At 64.0% G+C, this 17954-nt stretch carries 17 protein-coding genes; 7 read left to right on the top strand and 10 right to left on the bottom strand.

Annotated elements, in window-relative coordinates; translation table 11 throughout:
- Positions 1 to 120 precede the first annotated feature (120 nt).
- Entirely contained in the window at positions 121 to 579 is a 459-nt protein-coding gene (locus tag NFJ07_RS18795; protein WP_269996679.1) for an Lrp/AsnC family transcriptional regulator, read from the top strand.
- Between the two features lie 103 nt (positions 580 to 682).
- On the opposite strand, the gene NFJ07_RS18800 is transcribed toward NFJ07_RS18795, so the two are convergent.
- Together NFJ07_RS18800 and NFJ07_RS18805 are read right to left on the bottom strand one after the other, a co-directional pair.
- Positions 683 to 2236, bottom strand: coding sequence for an HNH endonuclease (locus NFJ07_RS18800; RefSeq protein WP_269996681.1), 1554 nt, complete (start codon positions 2234 to 2236; stop codon positions 683 to 685).
- 316 nt (positions 2237 to 2552) lie between these two features.
- Positions 2553 to 3008, bottom strand: coding sequence for an Lrp/AsnC family transcriptional regulator (locus NFJ07_RS18805; RefSeq protein ID WP_269996683.1), 456 nt, complete (start codon positions 3006 to 3008; stop codon positions 2553 to 2555).
- A 103-nt stretch (positions 3009 to 3111) separates the two neighbouring features.
- Between NFJ07_RS18805 and NFJ07_RS18810 the strand changes: the two genes are divergently transcribed.
- The gene (locus NFJ07_RS18810) at positions 3112 to 3747 is read left to right on the top strand and encodes a LysE family translocator (protein ID WP_269996685.1); all 636 of its coding nucleotides are present in this window, start codon (positions 3112 to 3114) and stop codon (positions 3745 to 3747) included.
- 60 nt (positions 3748 to 3807) lie between these two features.
- Complete coding sequence (locus tag NFJ07_RS18815) at positions 3808 to 4131, top strand: hypothetical protein (protein WP_269996687.1); 324 nt, start codon at positions 3808 to 3810, stop codon at positions 4129 to 4131.
- Here NFJ07_RS18815 and NFJ07_RS18820 read toward each other — a convergent pair.
- Positions 4128 to 5117 (bottom strand): hypothetical protein, encoded by a 990-nt coding sequence (locus NFJ07_RS18820; protein ID WP_269996689.1) that lies wholly within the window; start codon positions 5115 to 5117, stop codon positions 4128 to 4130. The genes NFJ07_RS18815 and NFJ07_RS18820 overlap by 4 nt on opposite strands.
- Before the next feature lie 197 nt (positions 5118 to 5314).
- Here NFJ07_RS18820 and NFJ07_RS18825 point away from each other — a divergent pair, with 197 nt between their 5' ends.
- Entirely contained in the window at positions 5315 to 5788 is a 474-nt protein-coding gene (locus NFJ07_RS18825; RefSeq protein ID WP_269996691.1) for a DUF4383 domain-containing protein, read from the top strand.
- Positions 5789 to 5969: 181 nt separating this feature from the next.
- Here the strand turns inward: NFJ07_RS18825 and NFJ07_RS18830 are convergent, their stop codons facing one another.
- From NFJ07_RS18830 to NFJ07_RS18850, 5 genes are all read right to left on the bottom strand, one after another.
- The gene (locus NFJ07_RS18830; protein ID WP_269996693.1) at positions 5970 to 6644 is read right to left on the bottom strand and encodes a response regulator; all 675 of its coding nucleotides are present in this window, start codon (positions 6642 to 6644) and stop codon (positions 5970 to 5972) included.
- Positions 6637 to 8049, bottom strand: a complete 1413-nt coding sequence (locus NFJ07_RS18835; protein WP_269996695.1) for a sensor histidine kinase — start codon at positions 8047 to 8049, stop codon at positions 6637 to 6639. Before NFJ07_RS18835 ends, NFJ07_RS18830 begins: the two co-directional genes overlap by 8 nt.
- Positions 8050 to 8440: 391 nt before the next feature.
- Complete coding sequence (locus tag NFJ07_RS18840) at positions 8441 to 9634, bottom strand: NAD(P)-dependent malic enzyme (RefSeq protein ID WP_269996697.1); 1194 nt, start codon at positions 9632 to 9634, stop codon at positions 8441 to 8443.
- Between the two features lie 239 nt (positions 9635 to 9873).
- Positions 9874 to 10476: a TetR/AcrR family transcriptional regulator gene (locus NFJ07_RS18845; RefSeq protein WP_269996699.1), complete on the bottom strand. Its 603-nt coding sequence runs from the start codon at positions 10474 to 10476 to the stop codon at positions 9874 to 9876.
- A 121-nt stretch (positions 10477 to 10597) separates the two neighbouring features.
- The gene (locus NFJ07_RS18850) at positions 10598 to 11926 is read right to left on the bottom strand and encodes an MFS transporter (RefSeq protein WP_269996701.1); all 1329 of its coding nucleotides are present in this window, start codon (positions 11924 to 11926) and stop codon (positions 10598 to 10600) included.
- A gap of 162 nt (positions 11927 to 12088) precedes the next feature.
- On the opposite strand from NFJ07_RS18850, the gene rraA reads away from it, so the two are divergent.
- The 3 genes from rraA to NFJ07_RS18865 all read left to right on the top strand — a co-directional run bounded on the left by rraA (position 12089) and on the right by NFJ07_RS18865 (position 16080).
- Complete coding sequence (rraA, locus tag NFJ07_RS18855) at positions 12089 to 12571, top strand: ribonuclease E activity regulator RraA (RefSeq protein ID WP_269996703.1); 483 nt, start codon at positions 12089 to 12091, stop codon at positions 12569 to 12571.
- A 105-nt stretch (positions 12572 to 12676) separates the two neighbouring features.
- Entirely contained in the window at positions 12677 to 14329 is a 1653-nt protein-coding gene (locus NFJ07_RS18860; RefSeq protein ID WP_269996705.1) for an MDR family MFS transporter, read from the top strand.
- Positions 14330 to 14616: 287 nt separating this feature from the next.
- Positions 14617 to 16080 (top strand): sugar porter family MFS transporter, encoded by a 1464-nt coding sequence (locus NFJ07_RS18865; protein WP_269996707.1) that lies wholly within the window; start codon positions 14617 to 14619, stop codon positions 16078 to 16080.
- A gap of 144 nt (positions 16081 to 16224) precedes the next feature.
- Here NFJ07_RS18865 and NFJ07_RS18870 read toward each other — a convergent pair whose 3' ends face one another.
- Positions 16225 to 17451, bottom strand: coding sequence for an MFS transporter (locus tag NFJ07_RS18870; protein ID WP_269996709.1), 1227 nt, complete (start codon positions 17449 to 17451; stop codon positions 16225 to 16227).
- Positions 17452 to 17494: 43 nt separating this feature from the next.
- Positions 17495 to 17941: a MarR family winged helix-turn-helix transcriptional regulator gene (locus tag NFJ07_RS18875; RefSeq protein WP_269996711.1), complete on the bottom strand. Its 447-nt coding sequence runs from the start codon at positions 17939 to 17941 to the stop codon at positions 17495 to 17497.
- Between the last annotated feature and the right edge of the window lie 13 nt (positions 17942 to 17954).

Below are 17954 nucleotides of genomic sequence, written 5' to 3' on the forward strand. Positions count from 1 at the left end.
TGGCTCGCGGGCAACTCGGTTCCGCTGGCGGGCCGTTCGGCAGGCATTGTGCGGGAGAATAGGTTCGGTTGGACATTCTGACCAGTCAGATCTTCGGCGACTAGGCAGAAAGCGGCAGCGATGCAGGAATTGGATTCAACGGACAAGCGCATCCTGGCCGCGCTCGACGACGACCCTCGGGTGCCGATCATGGTTCTCGCCCAGCGCTTGGGCTTGGCGCGCGGGACGGTCCAGTCGCGCCTGGAGCGTATGTCGGCGTCGGGTGCTCTTCGTCCGAACAGCAGCCGGGTACTGCCCTCGGCGCTGGGCCGCGGTGTTGCGGCGGCGGTGAGTGCGGAGTTGGATCAGAGCCGACTGAACGAGGCGATCGCAGCCCTACGCGACATCCCCGAAGTACTCGAATGCCATGCGCCAGCCGGGGACACCGACCTCATCATCCGCGTGGTCGCCACAAGCCCGGACGATCTATACCGGGTGTCGGAAGAGATCAGGCTGTGCCCGGGAATCGTCCGCACGTCCACGAGTATGTTCCTGCGCGAGGTGATTCCGTACCGGACGACGGGGTTGCTTCGGGGGTGAAGGGTGAAGCGCGCGGGTGTTAAGGGCGCCCGGTGGTGGGGCGCCCAATAGCGGCGCGCACCCGGCCGGGCGCGTTGCCGTGCGGCAGGAACAGCGGACGTGTCTAGGCTGGTCGGCGCAGTTCCGGCCGGTGGCGCCTGTGGAACAAGTCGCCGAAAAAGTGCGCCGCCATGACGGGCGGGTCTCCGTTCAGGGGTGTTCCGGGCATTGGTGGGGCTTTTGAGCGGTAGGCATGACCGGTGGGGGTTCGGATTTCGAACAGGTGCCGCTCGCCGGGGCTTGTTGCTGCGCTGGTTTGTGCTGTCCAGCCGGGGAGTTCTTTGGTGTGGTTGCAGGCTTCACACAGGCCCGCCCCGTTGTCCAGGCTGGTGGTCCCGCCCTGGTGCCAGGGAACGACGTGGTCGTAATGCCGGATCGGCGCGTCACAGTACGGGGTGCGGCAGACATCGTCCCGGACCTGGATGAAACGCCGCAACCCGGGCGGGAACAACCGCGCCCTCGAGTCCGCGGCGAGGAGCTCCCCGGTCCCGGGAGCGGTATAGAGGCGCCGGAGCCAAACCTTGAAGTCCTGCTCCCCGGACTCGGGCTGTCCGGCTTGGGGCAGCCCTGCCTGGCCCGGGTCTTCGTCGCTGCCGGGGCTTGAGGCCAGGAGATTCCTTGCCCACGCCGCGGGCACGATCCCATACCCGGTGAGCCGGGCCGGCTCGGCATCGGCTTGAAAGAGGGTCCGGTCGGTCATGACGAGCTGGACCTCCACCCCGGAGATGCCTGAGGGTGTGCCGGTGGTGCGTTCGACGAGGGCGTCCGCCATGATCTGGCCCCGGGACCGGTCCTCCCCGGCCGAACGCAGCGTATCGGCGTGCCGGCTCAACGCCGCATGCACCGCCACGCCCTGCGCCACGGGAAGCAGCGCGGTCAGGTAGGTCATGGTGTCAGGTGCCGGGCGCAGGCTCACACACCGCTCCCCGGCCGCACGGGCAGCCCGCTGCGTCACCGTACGCGGGTCCCGCCGGTACGCCGCGGCTTTCGCCGCCGCAGTGATGGTCTTATCCCCGGCGCCGTCGAAGGCCCCGGTATCGGCGGCCAGCTCCCCGTCCACCGCACAGCGGTCTTCGGCGGACAGGCAGGCCGTTTCCTTCACCAACAACATCGCACGCCACTCGTTCAGCTGTCCCGCATCCAACGCCGCCAAGGTGCGGGGCATTTCCGTGACCAGGGCCCTCGCCAGGCCCACGAACCGCGACCCCCGGGCCGGGGACTCCCGCCGCGCCAAAGCCACCTGCGCCCCGACCCCGCGGCCCCGCTCGTCAGCCGGGACACCCAGATCAGCCTGAACCCGACGCTGCACGGTATCGAACGCCACAGTGATCCTCGCCTGCGCAGCAGCGGCCGCGGACTTCAAATCCTCCAAACCCCGCAACTGATCAATCAATTCGGCGCCCAATTCCGCGCTGCCGACCGGTTCAGCACCACAGGCCGGCTCCGTGCTGCCGGCAGGTTCCGTGTAGCCTGCGGTCGGCCGGATCGCGTTCACCGCCTCGATCAACCCCTGCACCCAGGCACCCGTGGTCCGGCCACCCAGGACGGCAGCATCCAGGCCAGCGCCGCCCGAAGGCGCGCCCATCCCGCTCCGCTGTGCTCCCCGGTTTCCGTCCATAAAACCAGCCTCACATGAGGCTCTGACAAAATAAGCCCAAAGAACCCCACCCACGAAACAAACCCCAGGACTTTTTCCACAGCCCCCAAGAATCGCTTTCCAGCTGGAAAAAGACCGCCGCGCAGGCTCACGCCGGCCCCGGCGCTGGCGCACGCCGCCCCGCACACCCGCGGCACCGGCCGCACCCAAGCCACCACCCCCCGCGCCCCGCCACCGGTCCCCACCCCAGCCGCCCCAGAACCGGCCTCAGATACCCACCGACGCTGGCTCGGCAACGAATCCAAAGCCCCGACCGTTTCCGTGATGGACCACGAACTCAGACCGGTGGCCCCGCGTTGGTCTTCAGGTTCTTCATCACCAACGTCGAGTTGAGGCGCTCGACGGCGGGAAGTGCCGAGAGTTGGTCGTCGTAGAAGCGCTGGTAGGCCGGGAGATCGGCGGCGATCACGCGGAGGAGGTAGTCCGGCGAGCCGAAGAGCCGCTGGGCCTCGACGATGTTCGGAATGGCTGCCACTCGGTCTTCGAACTCCGACATCGTGGCGCGGTCAGCCTGGCGCAGGGTCACAAAGACTATCGCCTCGAATCCCAAGCCAATCGCCGCCGGATCGATGTCCGCCCGGTACCCCCGAATCACGCCGGAAGCCTCAAGATCCCTCAGCCTTCGATGGCACGGAGCCACGGTCAATCCCACCTTTGCGGCGAGCGCGGTGGCAGTCATTCGGCCATCCTCTTTGAGGTGGCGCAAAATAGTTCTATCAATTCCATCAATCACGCAAATATCTTACCGAAACCCCGGCAAGCCTAGCTAAAAACGGGAACACTTATGGGCCGATTTTCCATAAAGTTCATGGTGTAACCGCCAGCCAGGAGCCACCATGAATCCCCAGCTTTTCCTCGCCTTCGTCATTGTCGCCGTGACCTTGGCGTGCACCCCGGGCGTCGATTGGGCGTATTCGATTGCCGCAGGCCTGCGGCAGCGAAGCTTCCTCCCCGCAGTGGCCGGCCTGTGCAGCGGCTACGTGCTCCACACGGCTCTCCTGGTGGCCGGACTCGCCGCCCTTTTGACGGGCGTTCCGGGGCTTCTTGGCTGGCTGACGATCGCGGGCGCAGCCTACTTGCTCTGGCTCGGCGTGAGCACCATGCGCTCGTGGCGCGGCGCAAGCTTCAGTGCGGATGACGCCGTCGGGCAGTCCCGAAACCAAGCGCGCACCTTCCTGAAAGGCATGGGCACGAGCGGCATCAACCCCAAGGGGCTGCTGTTCTTCCTCGCGCTGGTGCCGCAATTTGTGAGCCCGGAGGCGTCCCTTCCGGTGCCGGTGCAGTCAGGTGTACTGGGCCTCACGTTCGTCTTGTTCGCGGGCATCATTTACACAGCGGTGGCCCTGACCTCGAGAAGGCTGCTGCAGTCCCGGCCTTCCGCTGCACGCGTGGTGACCCTTGCGAGCGGCATCATCATGGTGGTGCTCGGGGCTGTTCTGTTGGTCGAACAGCTGCTTCCGCTCCTGCGGTGACTCGGCCGTCGGGTGAGATCGCTCTGGCGTTCCGCGGCGGGTCGCCCTATCGTCGGTTTCATGTCGAATGACTTTTCAGCGCTCGTAGAGTCCTTCAAGAAGGTCGGCGTCTCAAGGGCCTACGGTCCTCCCCTGCAGATCGGCGGCGAAGAACTGATCCCGGTGGCCCTGGTGTCCTTTGGATTCGGAGGAGGAGGCGCTGGAGCCAATGCTGCCGGCGGTGGCGGGGGCGGTCTCGTGCTCCCCGTCGGGGTCTATGGCCGCAACGCCAGCGGACGCGTGACATTCCAGCCGAACACCGTGGTTGTCCTGGCCATGCTGCTGCCACTTGTCGGCGCCGTGGGGGTCTCCATTCGGGGAGTCCTCCGCACGCTTCGGACTTAACCGCCCGGCTCCCCGAAATCCTTGTTCCACAGCCGGCGCACCTCGACATCCTTGCGAATCCCGTCGACGGCTTCCAGCTCAGTCCCCTCTTGTTTGCCACGCGGAACCCGCTTAACGACAAGCGGCCGCGGGTTGGGCCTCCGCCTGACCTCGAGCATCGATAGGGCCCGGTCCGTGAGGGCATCATTGCGCAAGGCGAGGCTGGTCTTCTTCCTCCGGAGTACCTCCACGAGTGCGGCCTGGGCTGCCTCCCGCTCCCCCAACGCCCTGAGCGACTGTGCCCGAATCAGCAACAGCGACGCAGAGAGGTCGTCGGTGTTGCGGAGCCCCTCGGTCCAGGCGACGACGTCGGCGTGCTGCTCGAGCGCTGCCGCCGCGGTGCAGCGGGCCAAGGCGGAGGGCAACGACGGCGGCAGGCTGGCCAGGATGTCCAGGGCTTCGGCCGTCTGGCCCGTTTCCCTGAAGCAATGCGAGAGGGCAAGGAACACTGATTCCTCGCTGAACAGGACGGGAACGTCAATCCGCTCCGCCACCTCAACCCGCGAGACCACCCTGCGAAGGTAACTTGCGGAGAACTGGCTCGCGGCGTCGTCGATCCGTATGGACAAGCCCCGCTGCAGCAGTTCCGACGCCCGAAGGTATCCACCGTGTTTGTACACAAGCAGCCCGGCAATCACGTAGCAGAGGCCAGCCCAGCCGGGGTAGGCGCGGGCCAGGGTGATGAGGCGGTCCGGTTCCGTGCTGGTGAAGACGGCGTCGTAGACCGATTTGGCGGTCTTGCCCGCCAGTCGTTTGAGCCTGGGAACGTCTCCGGCGACCCCGATCCGGCCAGCGGCCTTTCCTTTCAGGACGCCCGCAATCGCATCGCTCAAGCCCTCAGCCAGTCCAGTCACCGATGTGCGGACATGTCCATTCCGGAACGGCGTGATGTCCCTGGTGTCCCCGAAAATCGCTCCGCGGACTCCGGGAACCGATGGCTCACTCACGATTGCCCTGCCATCGCAGGACAAAGCGTCGCAGAATTGGGCATCACAGAACCATGCTAGCTGCGCTTGTCCCAGCTTCTCCCCTCTATTTCCGGGGTTTTCGGGAGTAAGATATCCTCGTCGGCAGGGTTCCGACTCCTTGCCGCGATACGGCCCTCCATTTGAAGGGCCGATGTAAATCGTGATCGGGAGGAGCTATGACTACTGCTTCACACCCCGCGCAGCACCACCACGTGATGGGGCTGACGCTGCACAACACAGCACTGGTTTTAGGCTGGGTTTTCCTGGCTGTTGGCGTCTTGGGATTTATCCCGGGCATCACCAGCAATTACGGCGCCATGACCTTCGCAGGACATGACTCGGGCGCCATGCTTCTTGGAATCTTCCAAGTATCCGTCCTGCACAATATTGTCCATTTGCTGTTCGGCGCAGCAGGCCTGTACTTCGCGAGGACTGGAAGGATGGCGCGCGGTTACCTCATCGGTGGCGGCGCAATCTACCTCGTCCTTTGGATCTACGGTCTCATCACCATGTCGAGCATGAGCGCTGACTTCGTGCCCATGAACGCCGCGGACGACTGGCTGCACCTGGTTCTCGGTGTTGTCATGGTTGCCCTTGGTGTGTGGCTTGGACGCGACGCAAGAGAGGAGTCGAAGGGCCGCGCCATGTAGCGCACCCTGACTCTGCAGGACTCTGCAGTTGCACGACGGCGGCCGTCCCTTTCGGGGCGGCCGTCGCCTTTGCGTCCTGGCCGCCCTGTCAAACCCTCCATCACATATGCTCGCCCAACAGCCGACGCTCGCTCACATATCGGGCCCAAAACGCCAACGCTCGCTCACATATGGCGTCCTTTCAGCCCAGTAGGCGGTGTTCGTAGGCGAAGGCCACGAGTTGAAGCCTGTTACGCAGCCCGAGCTTGCTGAGCACACTGCGCAGGTGGGATTTCACCGTGGCCTCGGAGACAAACAGGCTTTGCGCCATCTCGGCGTTCCCCAAGCCTTTGGCCGCCAGCAGGAACACATCCCGCTCGCGTGGCGACAGTTCGTCCATCACCGCGAGGTCCGGCCCTGCGACCGGCACTGTCCTGGCCGCGTGCTGGAAAAGCTCGTGGACCGAACCAGGCGCGATCACCGAATATCCGGAATACACCGTCCTGATCGCGGCCAGTAGGAATTCCGGTTCGGCGCTTTTGAGCAGGTATCCGCTGGCGCCCGCTTGCACGGCTTCAACCACGGCTTGGTCCCTGTTGAAGGTGGTCAGGGCAATGATCTTTGGCTTGTCCGCCCCGGCCGCATCGGCTTCCTCCGTGATGCGACGCGTGGCCTCGACTCCGTCCAGCACGGGCATCCGAAGGTCCATCAGCATGACGTCCGGCCGCTGTTTGGCCGCGAGCGCCACGGCTTGTTCGCCGTCGTCGGCCTCCCAGGCCATGTCCATGTCCGCTTGGCTCTGCACCAACATGCGGATGCCGGCGCGGAACAGGGGTTGGTCGTCCACTAAGGCAACCGTGATGGGTACCTCAGCCACGTCCGACGCTTTCCCGCTCAGGGCCCGACGACGGCGAGGCGCCCTCGAGCGCCAGCGCCGGCTCCTGCTCGAGCCCCTTGGCGGACGGACCGTCCTCCCGATCCGAGCTGCCTTCCGCTCCATCTTCGGGGAGGACGGGTGCCGGGCGCGAGCCGTACGGGATGAAGACCGTCACACGGAACTGCTCGCCGTCGGGCCCGGAACTAAGCCAGCCGCCGGCAAGGTGCGCACGCTCACGCATTCCGGGGATGCCGCGCCCCACGCGCTCGGCGGCACCGCCGTCGTCCGTCCCCCCAATCGAAACGGACGCCGGCAATTCTGAAGCAACGTGCATGGTCAGGCCTGGGCCGCTCCAGTCGAAGTGAAGGCGCACGGCCGTGCCGCGTCCGCCGTGCTTGAGGGCGTTCGTGAGGCATTCCTGCACAATCCGGAATACTGCGAGTTGCTGGCCCGCGCCAAGGTCCACCGGGGTTCCGGTTTCGCTCTGCTGGACCTTGAGGCTCCCCTGACGCATCCGCTCGACAAGAGGCCCGACGTCGGTGAGCCTGGGCTGCGGGGCCACCAGGCCGTCGTCGCGGACTCCCTCAATGACGCGCTGGGCGTCCACCAATGCGTGGCGGGCCGATACCGCGATGTTCTCCAAGGCGTCGAGCACTGCCTTGGGTTGGTCTTGGCTGAGATAGCGGGTGCCGTCGGCTTGCGCGGCGATCACTGCGAGCGAGTGTGCCAAGACGTCGTGGAGGTCACGGGCGATCCGCGTGCGCTCCTGCTCCACGACCAACTCGACCTCGGTCTCCTTGAGGTTTGCCTGGGCGAGGTTGCGGGCTAGGGAAAGGGTGCCGCGTTCTTCATAAAGGCGAAGGGCGATCCCGACGGCAGCACAGCCTGCGGCGATGAGAAGGAGGAAGGAGAAGAGTTGCCAACCGTAGTTGGCCAACGCGTACCTGTCGCCCATGAACAAAGGTCTAAACCATCCAACGCCGACCCCATATCGCCAGGAAAGCATGATGAACGTCATCACGCCCGCGAAAACGACGTTGCTCCCGGCCACAACAAATTGCAGACGACCTCTCGCAGTCCACATGGAGAACCCCAAGCCAACGAAGGACCCCAAATAGATGGGCCAATCTTCGGAATAAGGTTGCGGGATAAAGTACACCAACTGCCCCGTCAGCAGGACGGCCGTGAATCCCAGAGAGAGGACGGGCTGCCAGGCCGAGACAGCAATGGCGAATGTGGTCAGGACTAATATCGCGAACCTCGGCAGGATGAACGTCCATGTTTCGGACCAATGAGCAATCCACGGAGCCATGCTTCCCGCTTCCGCCACGCACCACAGCGCGAAGAAAATGACGGCCGCCACGGGGGCGCCCCATTGCCGTGCAACTTTCAGTGTCTGTTCCATGTCAGCCACCCTATCCACGGCCAAGGACACGGCGACGCCGATTCTGCCCTCCAGCGTCCGATCTCCACCCGGAAGCCAGCGGATTCATCCTTGGAGCCAACGCAAGATATGAGCGAGGGTTTGCCAAAAGGCCGCCAAAGGTGAGCGAGCGTCAGCCAAAAGGCCGCCAAAGGTGAGCGAGCGTCAGCCAAAAGGCCGCCAAAGGTGAGCGAGGGTTTGTCGAGGCAAACGCTCGCTCACATATCTCGACTTAATCCCCAACGCTCGCTCACGTATCTCGACTTAATCCCAAACCCTCGCTCACATATCCCGAACTTCGGAACAAAGAACGACGGCGACGCCCCCCAGCACGGGAGCGTCGCCGTCGTCGGCTATTCGGGTTGAGCGCGGACTATTCGGCTGCCGCGGCAACCGCCGCCGTGACCGCAGGAGCGACACGGGGATCCAGCGGGCTGGGCACGATGTAATCGGCGGAGAGCTCTTCCTCGGCCAACGCGGCGATGGCCCGGGCCGCGGCAATCTTCATGGCCGGGGTGATGCGGCGCGCACCGGCGTCCAAGGCCCCACGGAAGATCCCGGGGAAGGCCAGGACGTTGTTGATCTGGTTCGGAAAGTCGCTCCGGCCCGTAGCCACGACGGCGGCGTACTTGACGGCGACCTCGGGCAGGACTTCCGGGTCCGGGTTGGACAGGGCGAACACGATCGAATTCTCGTTCATGAGCTTCAAGTGTTCCTCGGCCAGCTTGGAAGAGGAAACGCCGATGAACACGTCTGCGCCCTGCAGTGCCTCGGCGGGTCCGCCGGAAAGGGCGCGGGGGTTGGTGCGCTGGGAGAAGCGGGCCTTGACGCTGCCTGAATCAGCCACCAGGTCGGCGCGCTCGGCGTTGATGATCCCCTTGGAATCCAGAAGGACAACGTCCTTGACGCCTGCTGTCAGCAGGATCTCGGAGACTGCGATGCCCGCGGCACCAGCACCGGAGACCACAACTTTCAGTCCCTCAAGTTCACGGCCGGTCACCTTGGCGGCGTTCGTCAAGGCTGCGAGAACCACGACGGCGGTGCCGTGCTGGTCATCGTGCATGACGGGGCAGTCAAGGGCTTCGATGAGACGCTCTTCGAGCTCGAAGCAGCGGGGCGCGGAGATGTCTTCGAGGTTCACGGCACCGAAGCTCGGACGCAGGCGGACCAGGGTCTCGATGATTTCGTCCACGTTGGTGGTGTTGAGGACCAAGGGGATGGAATCGAGGTCGCCGAACGCCTTGAAGAGCGCAGACTTTCCTTCCATGACCGGGAGGGAAGCGCTGGGTCCGATGTCGCCCAGGCCCAGGACCGCGGTGCCATCGCTGACGACCACCACGAGCCGCTCGGCCCAGGTGTGCGTGCGGGCAAGCTCCGGGTTGGCGTGGATTGCGCGGCTCACCTCGGCGACGCCGGGGGTGTAGGCAATGGAAAGGTCACGCTTGTTCAAAAGCGGCACGGTGCTGGAAACGGAGAGCTTGCCACCTTCGTGGGCGGCGAAGATTTCCTCTTCGCTCAGCGCCAGGGCAGTCAGGTTCTGTTCGGGGGTGATGGTTTCGACGGACACGTCGTTGTCTCCTCAGGCTAGCCGTGAACCCACGGCACAATTCGGGCAGGTATAGAGGTTTCGGTGCCGGACCAAGGGTGGCTGGTCCGTGCTGTGAAACTCCTGCGGATATGGGCTGCTAGCCGCTTGGGTCCTGTCTTCGTAGACAGGGGCTTGATAGGAAGACTAGAGACATCCAGTCATAAACTCATACTTTTGCTCGTAGTGGTCTAGACCAATTACGTTGATTCCCGGAAAAGCTACGCGTCCGCGATCAACTTGCAGGCGTTCTTGAGGTCCTTCTCGGCGTCGAAAAGTGAGAGCCGGCGGCAGTTGACGGACTGGACCAGACCACTGACGACGTGGAGCAGAATCCGGGCCCTCCCGGCGTCGCCGATCGCGGCCGCGACCATCTCGGCAGAGAGCACTTCGATATCGCGCAAGAGTACGGGGATGTCACCATCGCGAGTGTCCCACGTGCGGGACAGACAGTGTTCGACGGCGGGTTGCATGACCCGCATGTGGAAGATCTCCATCCCGAGTCCTGTGAGCTCCTGCTGGCTGCACCTCGAAGACGCAGGCTTGGCGTCATTGAGTTCCCGGAGCTGCTGACGGTAGACCGCGAGCATCAGATGGACCGTGGACGGAAAGTAGCGGTAGAGCGTCCCAAGCGGAACATGGGCTCTGGTGGATACGTCCGAAAGGCTCACGGTATCGAACTGCCGCTGGGCGAATCCCGCGGCAGTCTTCAGTATCCGGGCGTAGCGCAATAGCTGTCTCGGGGTGGTGGGAGCAGCCGCCATTTGGGGCAACCCCGCGGCCAGATCCAGCGAATACGGTTCCAAGGAGTTCGGTTCGGACATTTCCGGCGTTCTGTTGGTTTGGGCTTCGTTCTGGGAGATTGCGCGGCCCCCCAAAGACCGATCGCGTCCTGACAATGATACGGCAGCAAGTTGTCAGTTCCCTGAGAACGGATTCGCAGGGCTACGCCACGCCCTTGATCTTCACGACGAATACGGCGCCCAGCAAACCTATGACAGCCGCGGCCACATACAGCGAGACGTAGCCACCCCAGAGCACGACGAAAAAGGAGGCAATCGCCGGCGCGATCACTTGCGGCAAAGAGTTGGCGATGTTAATGACCCCGAGATCCCGTCCCCGGTCCAGCGCAGTGGGCAGCACTTGGGAGATCAAGGCGAAATCGACGGCGAGGTACGCGCCAAAGCCGACGCCGAGCACCGCGGCACCCGCGATGGCTCCCGTCCACGTGGGTTCGAACGCGAGAATCAGGGCAGCCAGCGAAATGACGACGGACGAGACAATGACGAGGGGTTTGCGTTTGCCCATGCGGTCGCTGATGGCACCGCCCACCACGCTGGTGATGATCACCATGACGGCATAGAGGCCTGTGAGGATGAGTACCCCGAACTCAGGCTTGATCCCCTGCGTTTCCTCGAGGTGCACGGCATCCTTGAGGAAAAAGAGCAAGTACAACGTGACCAGGTGGTTGCCGACATTGACCAGGAACCTCGTCAGCCAGGCCCACGCGAAGTCCGGGTATTTGACGGGCGAGATCCAAAAGCCTTTGACGAAAGCCCAGAGTTTGAACGGCGGCCTGGCCTCCGGAAGAAGAGGCACGTCGTCGTTCTTGAATAGATAGAGCACGACGCCGGCCAGCAGCGCGGCGGCGCACACAACGTAGCCAAAGGCAAAGTTCCCTGAAACCACCGACGCGATTACCGCGCCTGCAAGAATCCCCACCGTCTGGCCCATAGCTGCAAGGCCGCCGACCGCGCCGCGCTGCGGCACTGGTACTCGATCCGGAATGGCCGCTGTGATGGCCGCGTAGGCTCCGTTACATCCGGCCTGGACAAGGCACCACAGAATAGTCATGACCGCCACGTTGGGGGCGCCCGCCAGGGCCACCAAGGCTGCGGCGCCCAGGATGGCTCCAAAAAGCACCCACGGAACCCGTCGCCCAAGGCGGGACGTAGTGCGGTCGCTGAATGCTCCGAATATGGGGTTCGCCACGAGGGACACCGCAGCACCGCATCCCGAGACGAGCGCAAAGATGGCTTCCTTCTGGCTTTCGTCAAAGTGGATGGCCTGCTGCCCCAGCAAAACCTGGATAGGTCCGAAGAAGGCGGCGTTGATGCCCACATTGACGAGCACAACTCCGGTGACCCACAACGAGCGGACGCGATCCACGGGCTCGGCGAGCGCCGTCGTCGGGCCTTGTGTTGGCGCAGGATCGAGAGCAGGATCCGTCACCGGTCTTTCAGGCAGTGAACCGGGCAGATCGGACAGGCTCATGACGGTGCTCCCCTAGCGTCTGGACGTGTGAATTCAGCCTAGCGCCGCGGGAGCCTGCCCGACTGTTATGAAGACCCGTATGTGGACAACCGCCAAGTCACGGACGCGCCAGGGCAAGTCCGCACACGTTAGGGTAACTGCAACGGACACGGAGGATCAACGATGAACAGCCCAGCGAACCCCATCAACACCGCCGATCTCTACGACGATCGTGCCGAAGAAGTTGAGTCGATATCACTGCAGTTCCAGGACCTCGGCGGCGTCTCGCACTTCAACGGCCCGGTTCGCACCGTCAAGTGCTTTGAGGACAATGCACTCGTAAAGACCGTCCTGGCAACTCCTGGCGAAGGTGCAGTGCTGGTAGTGGACGGCTACGGCTCGCTGCGCACAGCCCTCATGGGGGACATGATCGCCGAGAGCGCCGTCGCGAACGGCTGGGCCGGCGTCGTGATCAATGGGGCCATCCGCGATCGCGTGGCGATCGCGAAGCTACCCTTGGGCGTCAAGGCCCTCGGAAGCAATCCCAAGAAAAGCTCCAAAGTGGGCCGTGGCGAAGTGGACATCCCCTTGGTGATTGACGGAGTGCACATCGAACCTGGCAACCTGATCTACTGCGATCCTGACGGGATTCTCGTGGAGCGCTGACATTTTTTCCCCAATCGGGTAAGACAGGGAATACAGGAGCGATTAGGATAGTTACTGAAAGCAACTATCCTGCTTAGTCCCCTTTTTCCCACCCTTGGAGAAGCAATGTCCAAAACCACGCCCGTACGGGCCGCCGGTGAGGTCCTGACACACCGTCAGACGCTCACCGTCATGGTGGGCCTTATGCTCGGCATGTTCCTGTCCTCCCTGGACCAGACCATCGTGTCTACGTCCATTTACACCATCGCCAACGACCTCGATGGCCTGTCACTGCAGGCGTGGGCCACCACGGCCTACCTCATCACCTCCACGGTGAGCACCCCGCTGTACGGCAAGCTCAGCGACATCTTCGGCCGCCGCCCGCTCTACCTGGCCGCGATCCTGATCTTCCTGGCCGGCTCCCTGTACGCCGGTTCCGTGCACTCCATGACCGAGCTCGCCATCGCCCGCGGCATCCAGGGTATGGGCGCCGGCGGTCTGCTGGCCCTCGCGCTGACCATCATCGGCGACATCGTTGCCCTCAAGGATCGCGCCAAGTACCAGGGCTACTTCATGTCCGTCTTTGGCGTTTCCTCGGTCCTCGGACCCGTGGTCGGCGGTGCCTTCGCAGGCTCGTCCAACATCCTTGGCTTCGACGGCTGGCGCTGGGTCTTCTTCATCAACCTGCCGATAGGCCTTGCCGCACTGGCCGTAGTGTTCCTCTACCTCCACCTGCCCGCGAAGCACGTCAAGCAGAAGATCGACTACTGGGGCGCAGGAGCCATCACGCTGGCAATCGTTCCGCTGCTGCTCGTTGCCGAACAAGGCCGCAGCTGGGGCTGGACCTCCCTCAACTCGTGGATCTGCTATGGCCTCGGCGTCATAGGCATCGTCACGTTCCTGCTGGTTGAGCGGCGTGCCGGCGACTACGCGCTGATTCCCCTGCGGCTCTTCAGGAACATCACCTTCGGTTTGTCCTCCCTGCTGAACTTCATCATCGGCATCGGCATGTTCGGGGCCATCGCCATGCTCCCGATGTACCTGCAGCTGGTCAAGGGCCTCACCCCCACCGAGGCGGGCCTCATGATGATCACCTTCACGGTGGGTATCCTCTTCGGTTCCATTACCGCGGGACGGACCATCTCGGCGTCGGGCGTTTTCCGGATCTTCCCGATCCTCGGCACGGGCATCCTGACCGCCGCAGCCATCGTCATGGGTCTGACCCTCGGCGTGGACACCGGGCTCTGGGTTCCCGGCCTGATCGCCGTATTCTTCGGCATGGGCCTGGGCTTCTGCATGCAGCCGCTCACGTTGGCCATGCAGGTCTCCGTGCCGCCGAAGGACATGGGCGTGGGCACGTCCACCGCGGCGTTCTTCCGCTCCATGGGCGGCGCCGTGGGAACCGCAGTGTTCATCTCGATGCTCTTCAGCCTGGCAGCCGACAAGATCGCCTCGGGCATGAAGGACGCCATTGGCAACGCGGACTACCTCAAGGTGCTCAAGGATCCTGCGGTTGCCGCGGATCCCGCCAACGCCAAGCTGTATGACTTCTTCAAGAACGGCGCCACGAACGATTCCCTGAACGACACCAGCTGGCTGCACCACGCCAACCCGGCGCTCACACGGCCCATCCTTGAAGGCTTCGCGCAGTCGATCGACACCGTGATGCTGACCGCCGCGGCGCTCACCGGCCTCGCGTTCCTGATCACCTTCGCTTTGCCGAACAAGAAACTGACGGATCCGAAGGCGGCAGCGAAGGAATCCGTTTCCGCGCACTAGGTCCCGTCTCTTCGACCGCGTCCCGGCAGGCAGTCTTTTGGACTGCCTGCCGTTGTCGTTTCCAGTGTTCGCGCTGTGGAGTGCCCGACGGCGGCGCTAAAGTTTGCGTGGCGTGACACGTCCGGCGTGGCTGGCCGCGTTTGCCTCTCGCGGCGCGCGTCACTGACTGGAAGTCACGCTGGCAGCGTGCCACACTGTGTAGCGCGAGTGCCCCGGCGTCCCCGTCGGAACCAGCTGCCAACGACGACCGCGCCGCACAATCGACTAATTTTCCTCAAGGGAGAGCCATGCCCAATTCCAGCTCCGACAGCCATTCCGGCGTCCCACGCAAGGTAATTGGCCTGGCCGTTGCCGGAGCTGTGGGCGGTTTCCTCTTCGGCTTCGACTCCTCCGTGGTCAACGGCGCCGTGGATGCGATGAAGGACGAATTCATGCTGAGCGAGGCCGTCACGGGCTTCGCTGTGGCGGTCGCGTTGCTCGGCTGCGCGGCAGGGGCGTATCTTGCCGGCAAGGTGGCGGACCGCTACGGCCGTATCCCCGCCATGAAGCTTGGTGCCGCCCTCTTCCTGGTCAGCTCCATCGGGACGGGCTTGGCTTTCAGCGTCTGGGATTTGGTTTTCTGGCGGCTGGTGGGCGGACTGGGCATCGGCCTCGCGTCTGTGATCGCGCCCGCCTACATCTCGGAAATCTCGCCGCGCCAGGTCCGTGGCCGGCTCGCTTCGCTGCAGCAGCTGGCGATCACCACGGGCATTTTCGCCGCCCTGCTGTCGGACGCCGTCCTGGCAACTTCCGCGGGAAGTGCCCACCACGATCTGTGGCTCGGAATTGAGGCCTGGCGCTGGATGTTCATCGCCTGTGCCGTGCCCGCCGCGATCTACGGCCTGATCGCCTTCCGGCTGCCGGAATCCCCGCACTTCCTCGTCCTCAACGGCAAGGAAGACACCGCACGCAAGATCTTCGACACCCTGATGCCCGGCGACGATACCGAACGCCACATCCGCGAAATCCGTGACTCCATCAAGCAGGACGAACTCTCCACCAAGAAGGGCTCGCTACGTGGCAAGGCCTTTGGCCTGCAGCCCGTGGTGTGGATCGGCATCATCCTGTCCGTGCTGCAGCAATTCGTCGGCATCAACGTGATCTTCTACTACTCCACCACCCTGTGGAAAGCAGTCGGCTTCCACGAGCAAGACTCCTTGGCCATCTCCGTGGCAACGTCCATCACCAACATCCTAGTCACCCTCGTAGCCATCGCCCTCGTGGACCGCATCGGTCGCCGGCCCATCCTGCTGACAGGGTCCATTGGCATGGCCGTCTCCCTGGGTGCCATGGCGCTGGCCTTTTCTTCCGCCAGTGGGACGGGTTCTTCGGTGTCCTTGACCGGCGCCTGGGGACCGGTGGCCCTGGTGGCCGCCAACGTGTTCGTGGTGAGCTTCGGCGCTTCGTGGGGACCGTTGGTGTGGGTGCTCCTGGGAGAGATCTTCCCCTCACGCATCCGCGCCCGCGCGCTCGGCCTGGCCGCGGCAGCCCAGTGGATCGCCAACTTCGCCATTACCTTGAGTTTCCCCATCATGGCGGCGGGTTCGCTGCCGCTGACTTACGGCATGTACGCGCTGTTCGCCGCGGCGTCGTTCTTCTTCGTCATGTTCAAGGTGCCCGAAACCAACGGCATGTCCCTCGAGCAGGCCGACACCTTGTTCGTCCCCAAGGGCTCCAAGCCCGCGGAGCTCGCGGTCATAGAACCCAAGTAACCAAGGCTGTCACGCACCCAAGTAACTCGCAGTTGTTGTCGTTTTGAAGCCTCATAACGACAACAACTGCGTGGGCCCACGCCGCCAGGGTTCCCTGGCCGAGCTTGCGAGGCGAGGGAGGCGGTGGGGAGCAGTTGGGCTCTCCTACACGAGGTGCGGTTCGTGCGACTTCAGGAAGCGGCGGCCGCCGGCGGCCACGAGGATCGCGAACGCGAGGGCAAGGGCCGCGGCGAAGAACGGGACCTGCGGGCCGAAGTGCTCGCCCAATTGTGCCGCGACAAACGGAGCCAGCGCGCCGCCCATCCAGCGCACAAAGTTGTAGCCGGCCGAAGCCACGGGACGCGGCGAATCAGAAACTTCCATCGCCAGTTCGGTATAGAGCGTGTTGTTGATGCCCAGTAGGGCGCCCGCCACAATGACAAGCACGACGACGGCAGTCACCGAGTGCCCCGCGGCCAGTCCCAGCCCGACGAGGTCCAGCAAGAGGGCCCCGAGGGTGCCGACCAGGACGTTGGTGGTGCCGAAGCGACGCTGCAGCACGGGTGCCACGAAGACCGAGAACACGGCCACCGCCACGCCCCAACCGAAGAACACAGCACCGATACCGTAGGCGTCCATGCCGAGGATGAAGGGTGTGAAGGCCAAGATCGTGAAGAAGCCGTAGTTGTAAAACAGGGCACTGGCCGCGGTGGTGCGAAGGCCCTTGTGGCCCAGGGCAAGGAGCGGGTCACGCAAACGGGCCTTCGTGGCCGGCGTCGGGGTCTTGGGCAGCAGGGCCAGCAAGGCGATAAAGGAAACGGCCATGAGGACCGCGGTGCCAAAGAACGGTGCGCGCCACTGCCAGCCGCCGAGAAGTGCGCCGAGCAATGGGCCGAGGGAAATACCCAGGCCAAGGGCGGCTTCGTAGAGAATGATCGCGGTTCCGGTTCCGCCGCTCGCGACGCCGACAATCACGGCAAGCGCGGTAGCCACGAACAGGGCGTTGCCAAGTCCCCAACCAGCGCGGAATCCGACCAGCTCACCTACGCTTCCGGACATGCCTGACAGCGAGGCGAACACGACAATCAGGGCCAGGCCGATCATGAGTGTCTTTTTGCCACCGATCCGCGAGGAAACGAAGCCGGTCACGAGCATCGCGACGGCGGTCACCAGGAAGTAGCTCGTGAAGAGCAACGACACTTGGCTCGGGCTGGCCTGGAGGTTCTTGGCAATGGCCGGCAGAATCGGGTCCACCAGGCCGATGCCCATGAAGGCGAAGACGGCGGCAATCGCCGTGGCCCACACAGCCTTGGGCTGCTTGAGGAACGAGGCCTTCTCGGCCTCGAGGGTTTCTTCCGCTGGCTGCAGTTGGTCTGCGAGCTGGCCTTTCATGGACTGCTCTCCTCGTTTTTGGGTTGTTCAGTTCTTGGCTTGTTCAGTTCTGGACTGAATGGTTGATCTTGTCGAACACCGGAAGGGCGGCTTCGACGGCGTCGCGTTCGGCCTGGCTCAGCGTTCCGAGAATCCCCGCGATGTATTCGTTGCGGCGACGGTCTGCGTTCTCGACGGCGGCACGCCCCGCCGCGGTCGCGGCGACTCGGACGGCGCGGGAGTCGTCCGGGTCTGCTTCGCGCTTGACGAGGCCTGCGCGCTCAAGCTTGATGATCTGCTCCGTGGCGCTGGGGACCTTGACGCCAAGGTTCCGGGCGATCCCTCCGACGCGGGCACCGCCGTCGAGCGCCATCTTGAGGACGCCAAGCTGGGCCGAGCTGAGTTGCTCCTCGGAATCGAGGCGACGCATCACATAGACGCTCTGCCGCAAGGCTTCCCGGAATGATTGGGCGAGGGCGAGGAGCGCGTCGTCAGCTTGATTGGTGTTCATATTTAGGTATCCT

The organism is Arthrobacter sp. B2a2-09, assembly GCF_027587375.1.
In the GTDB taxonomy this organism is placed as follows: domain Bacteria; phylum Actinomycetota; class Actinomycetes; order Actinomycetales; family Micrococcaceae; genus Arthrobacter.

Coding starts and splice junctions, on each gene's coding strand:
- NFJ07_RS18865 (WP_269996707.1), top strand. CDS start 14,617: ATGCCCAATTCCAGCTCCGACAGCCATTCCGGCGTCCCACGCAAGGTA.
- NFJ07_RS18875 (WP_269996711.1), bottom strand. CDS start 17,941: ATGAACACCAATCAAGCTGACGACGCGCTCCTCGCCCTCGCCCAATCA.
- NFJ07_RS18850 (WP_269996701.1), bottom strand. CDS start 11,926: ATGAGCCTGTCCGATCTGCCCGGTTCACTGCCTGAAAGACCGGTGACG.
- NFJ07_RS18800 (WP_269996681.1), bottom strand. CDS start 2,236: ATGGACGGAAACCGGGGAGCACAGCGGAGCGGGATGGGCGCGCCTTCG.
- NFJ07_RS18825 (WP_269996691.1), top strand. CDS start 5,315: ATGACTACTGCTTCACACCCCGCGCAGCACCACCACGTGATGGGGCTG.
- NFJ07_RS18870 (WP_269996709.1), bottom strand. CDS start 17,451: ATGAAAGGCCAGCTCGCAGACCAACTGCAGCCAGCGGAAGAAACCCTC.
- NFJ07_RS18835 (WP_269996695.1), bottom strand. CDS start 8,049: ATGGAACAGACACTGAAAGTTGCACGGCAATGGGGCGCCCCCGTGGCG.
- NFJ07_RS18845 (WP_269996699.1), bottom strand. CDS start 10,476: ATGTCCGAACCGAACTCCTTGGAACCGTATTCGCTGGATCTGGCCGCG.
- NFJ07_RS18815 (WP_269996687.1), top strand. CDS start 3,808: ATGTCGAATGACTTTTCAGCGCTCGTAGAGTCCTTCAAGAAGGTCGGC.
- rraA (WP_269996703.1), top strand. CDS start 12,089: ATGAACAGCCCAGCGAACCCCATCAACACCGCCGATCTCTACGACGAT.
- NFJ07_RS18795 (WP_269996679.1), top strand. CDS start 121: ATGCAGGAATTGGATTCAACGGACAAGCGCATCCTGGCCGCGCTCGAC.
- NFJ07_RS18810 (WP_269996685.1), top strand. CDS start 3,112: ATGAATCCCCAGCTTTTCCTCGCCTTCGTCATTGTCGCCGTGACCTTG.
- NFJ07_RS18860 (WP_269996705.1), top strand. CDS start 12,677: ATGTCCAAAACCACGCCCGTACGGGCCGCCGGTGAGGTCCTGACACAC.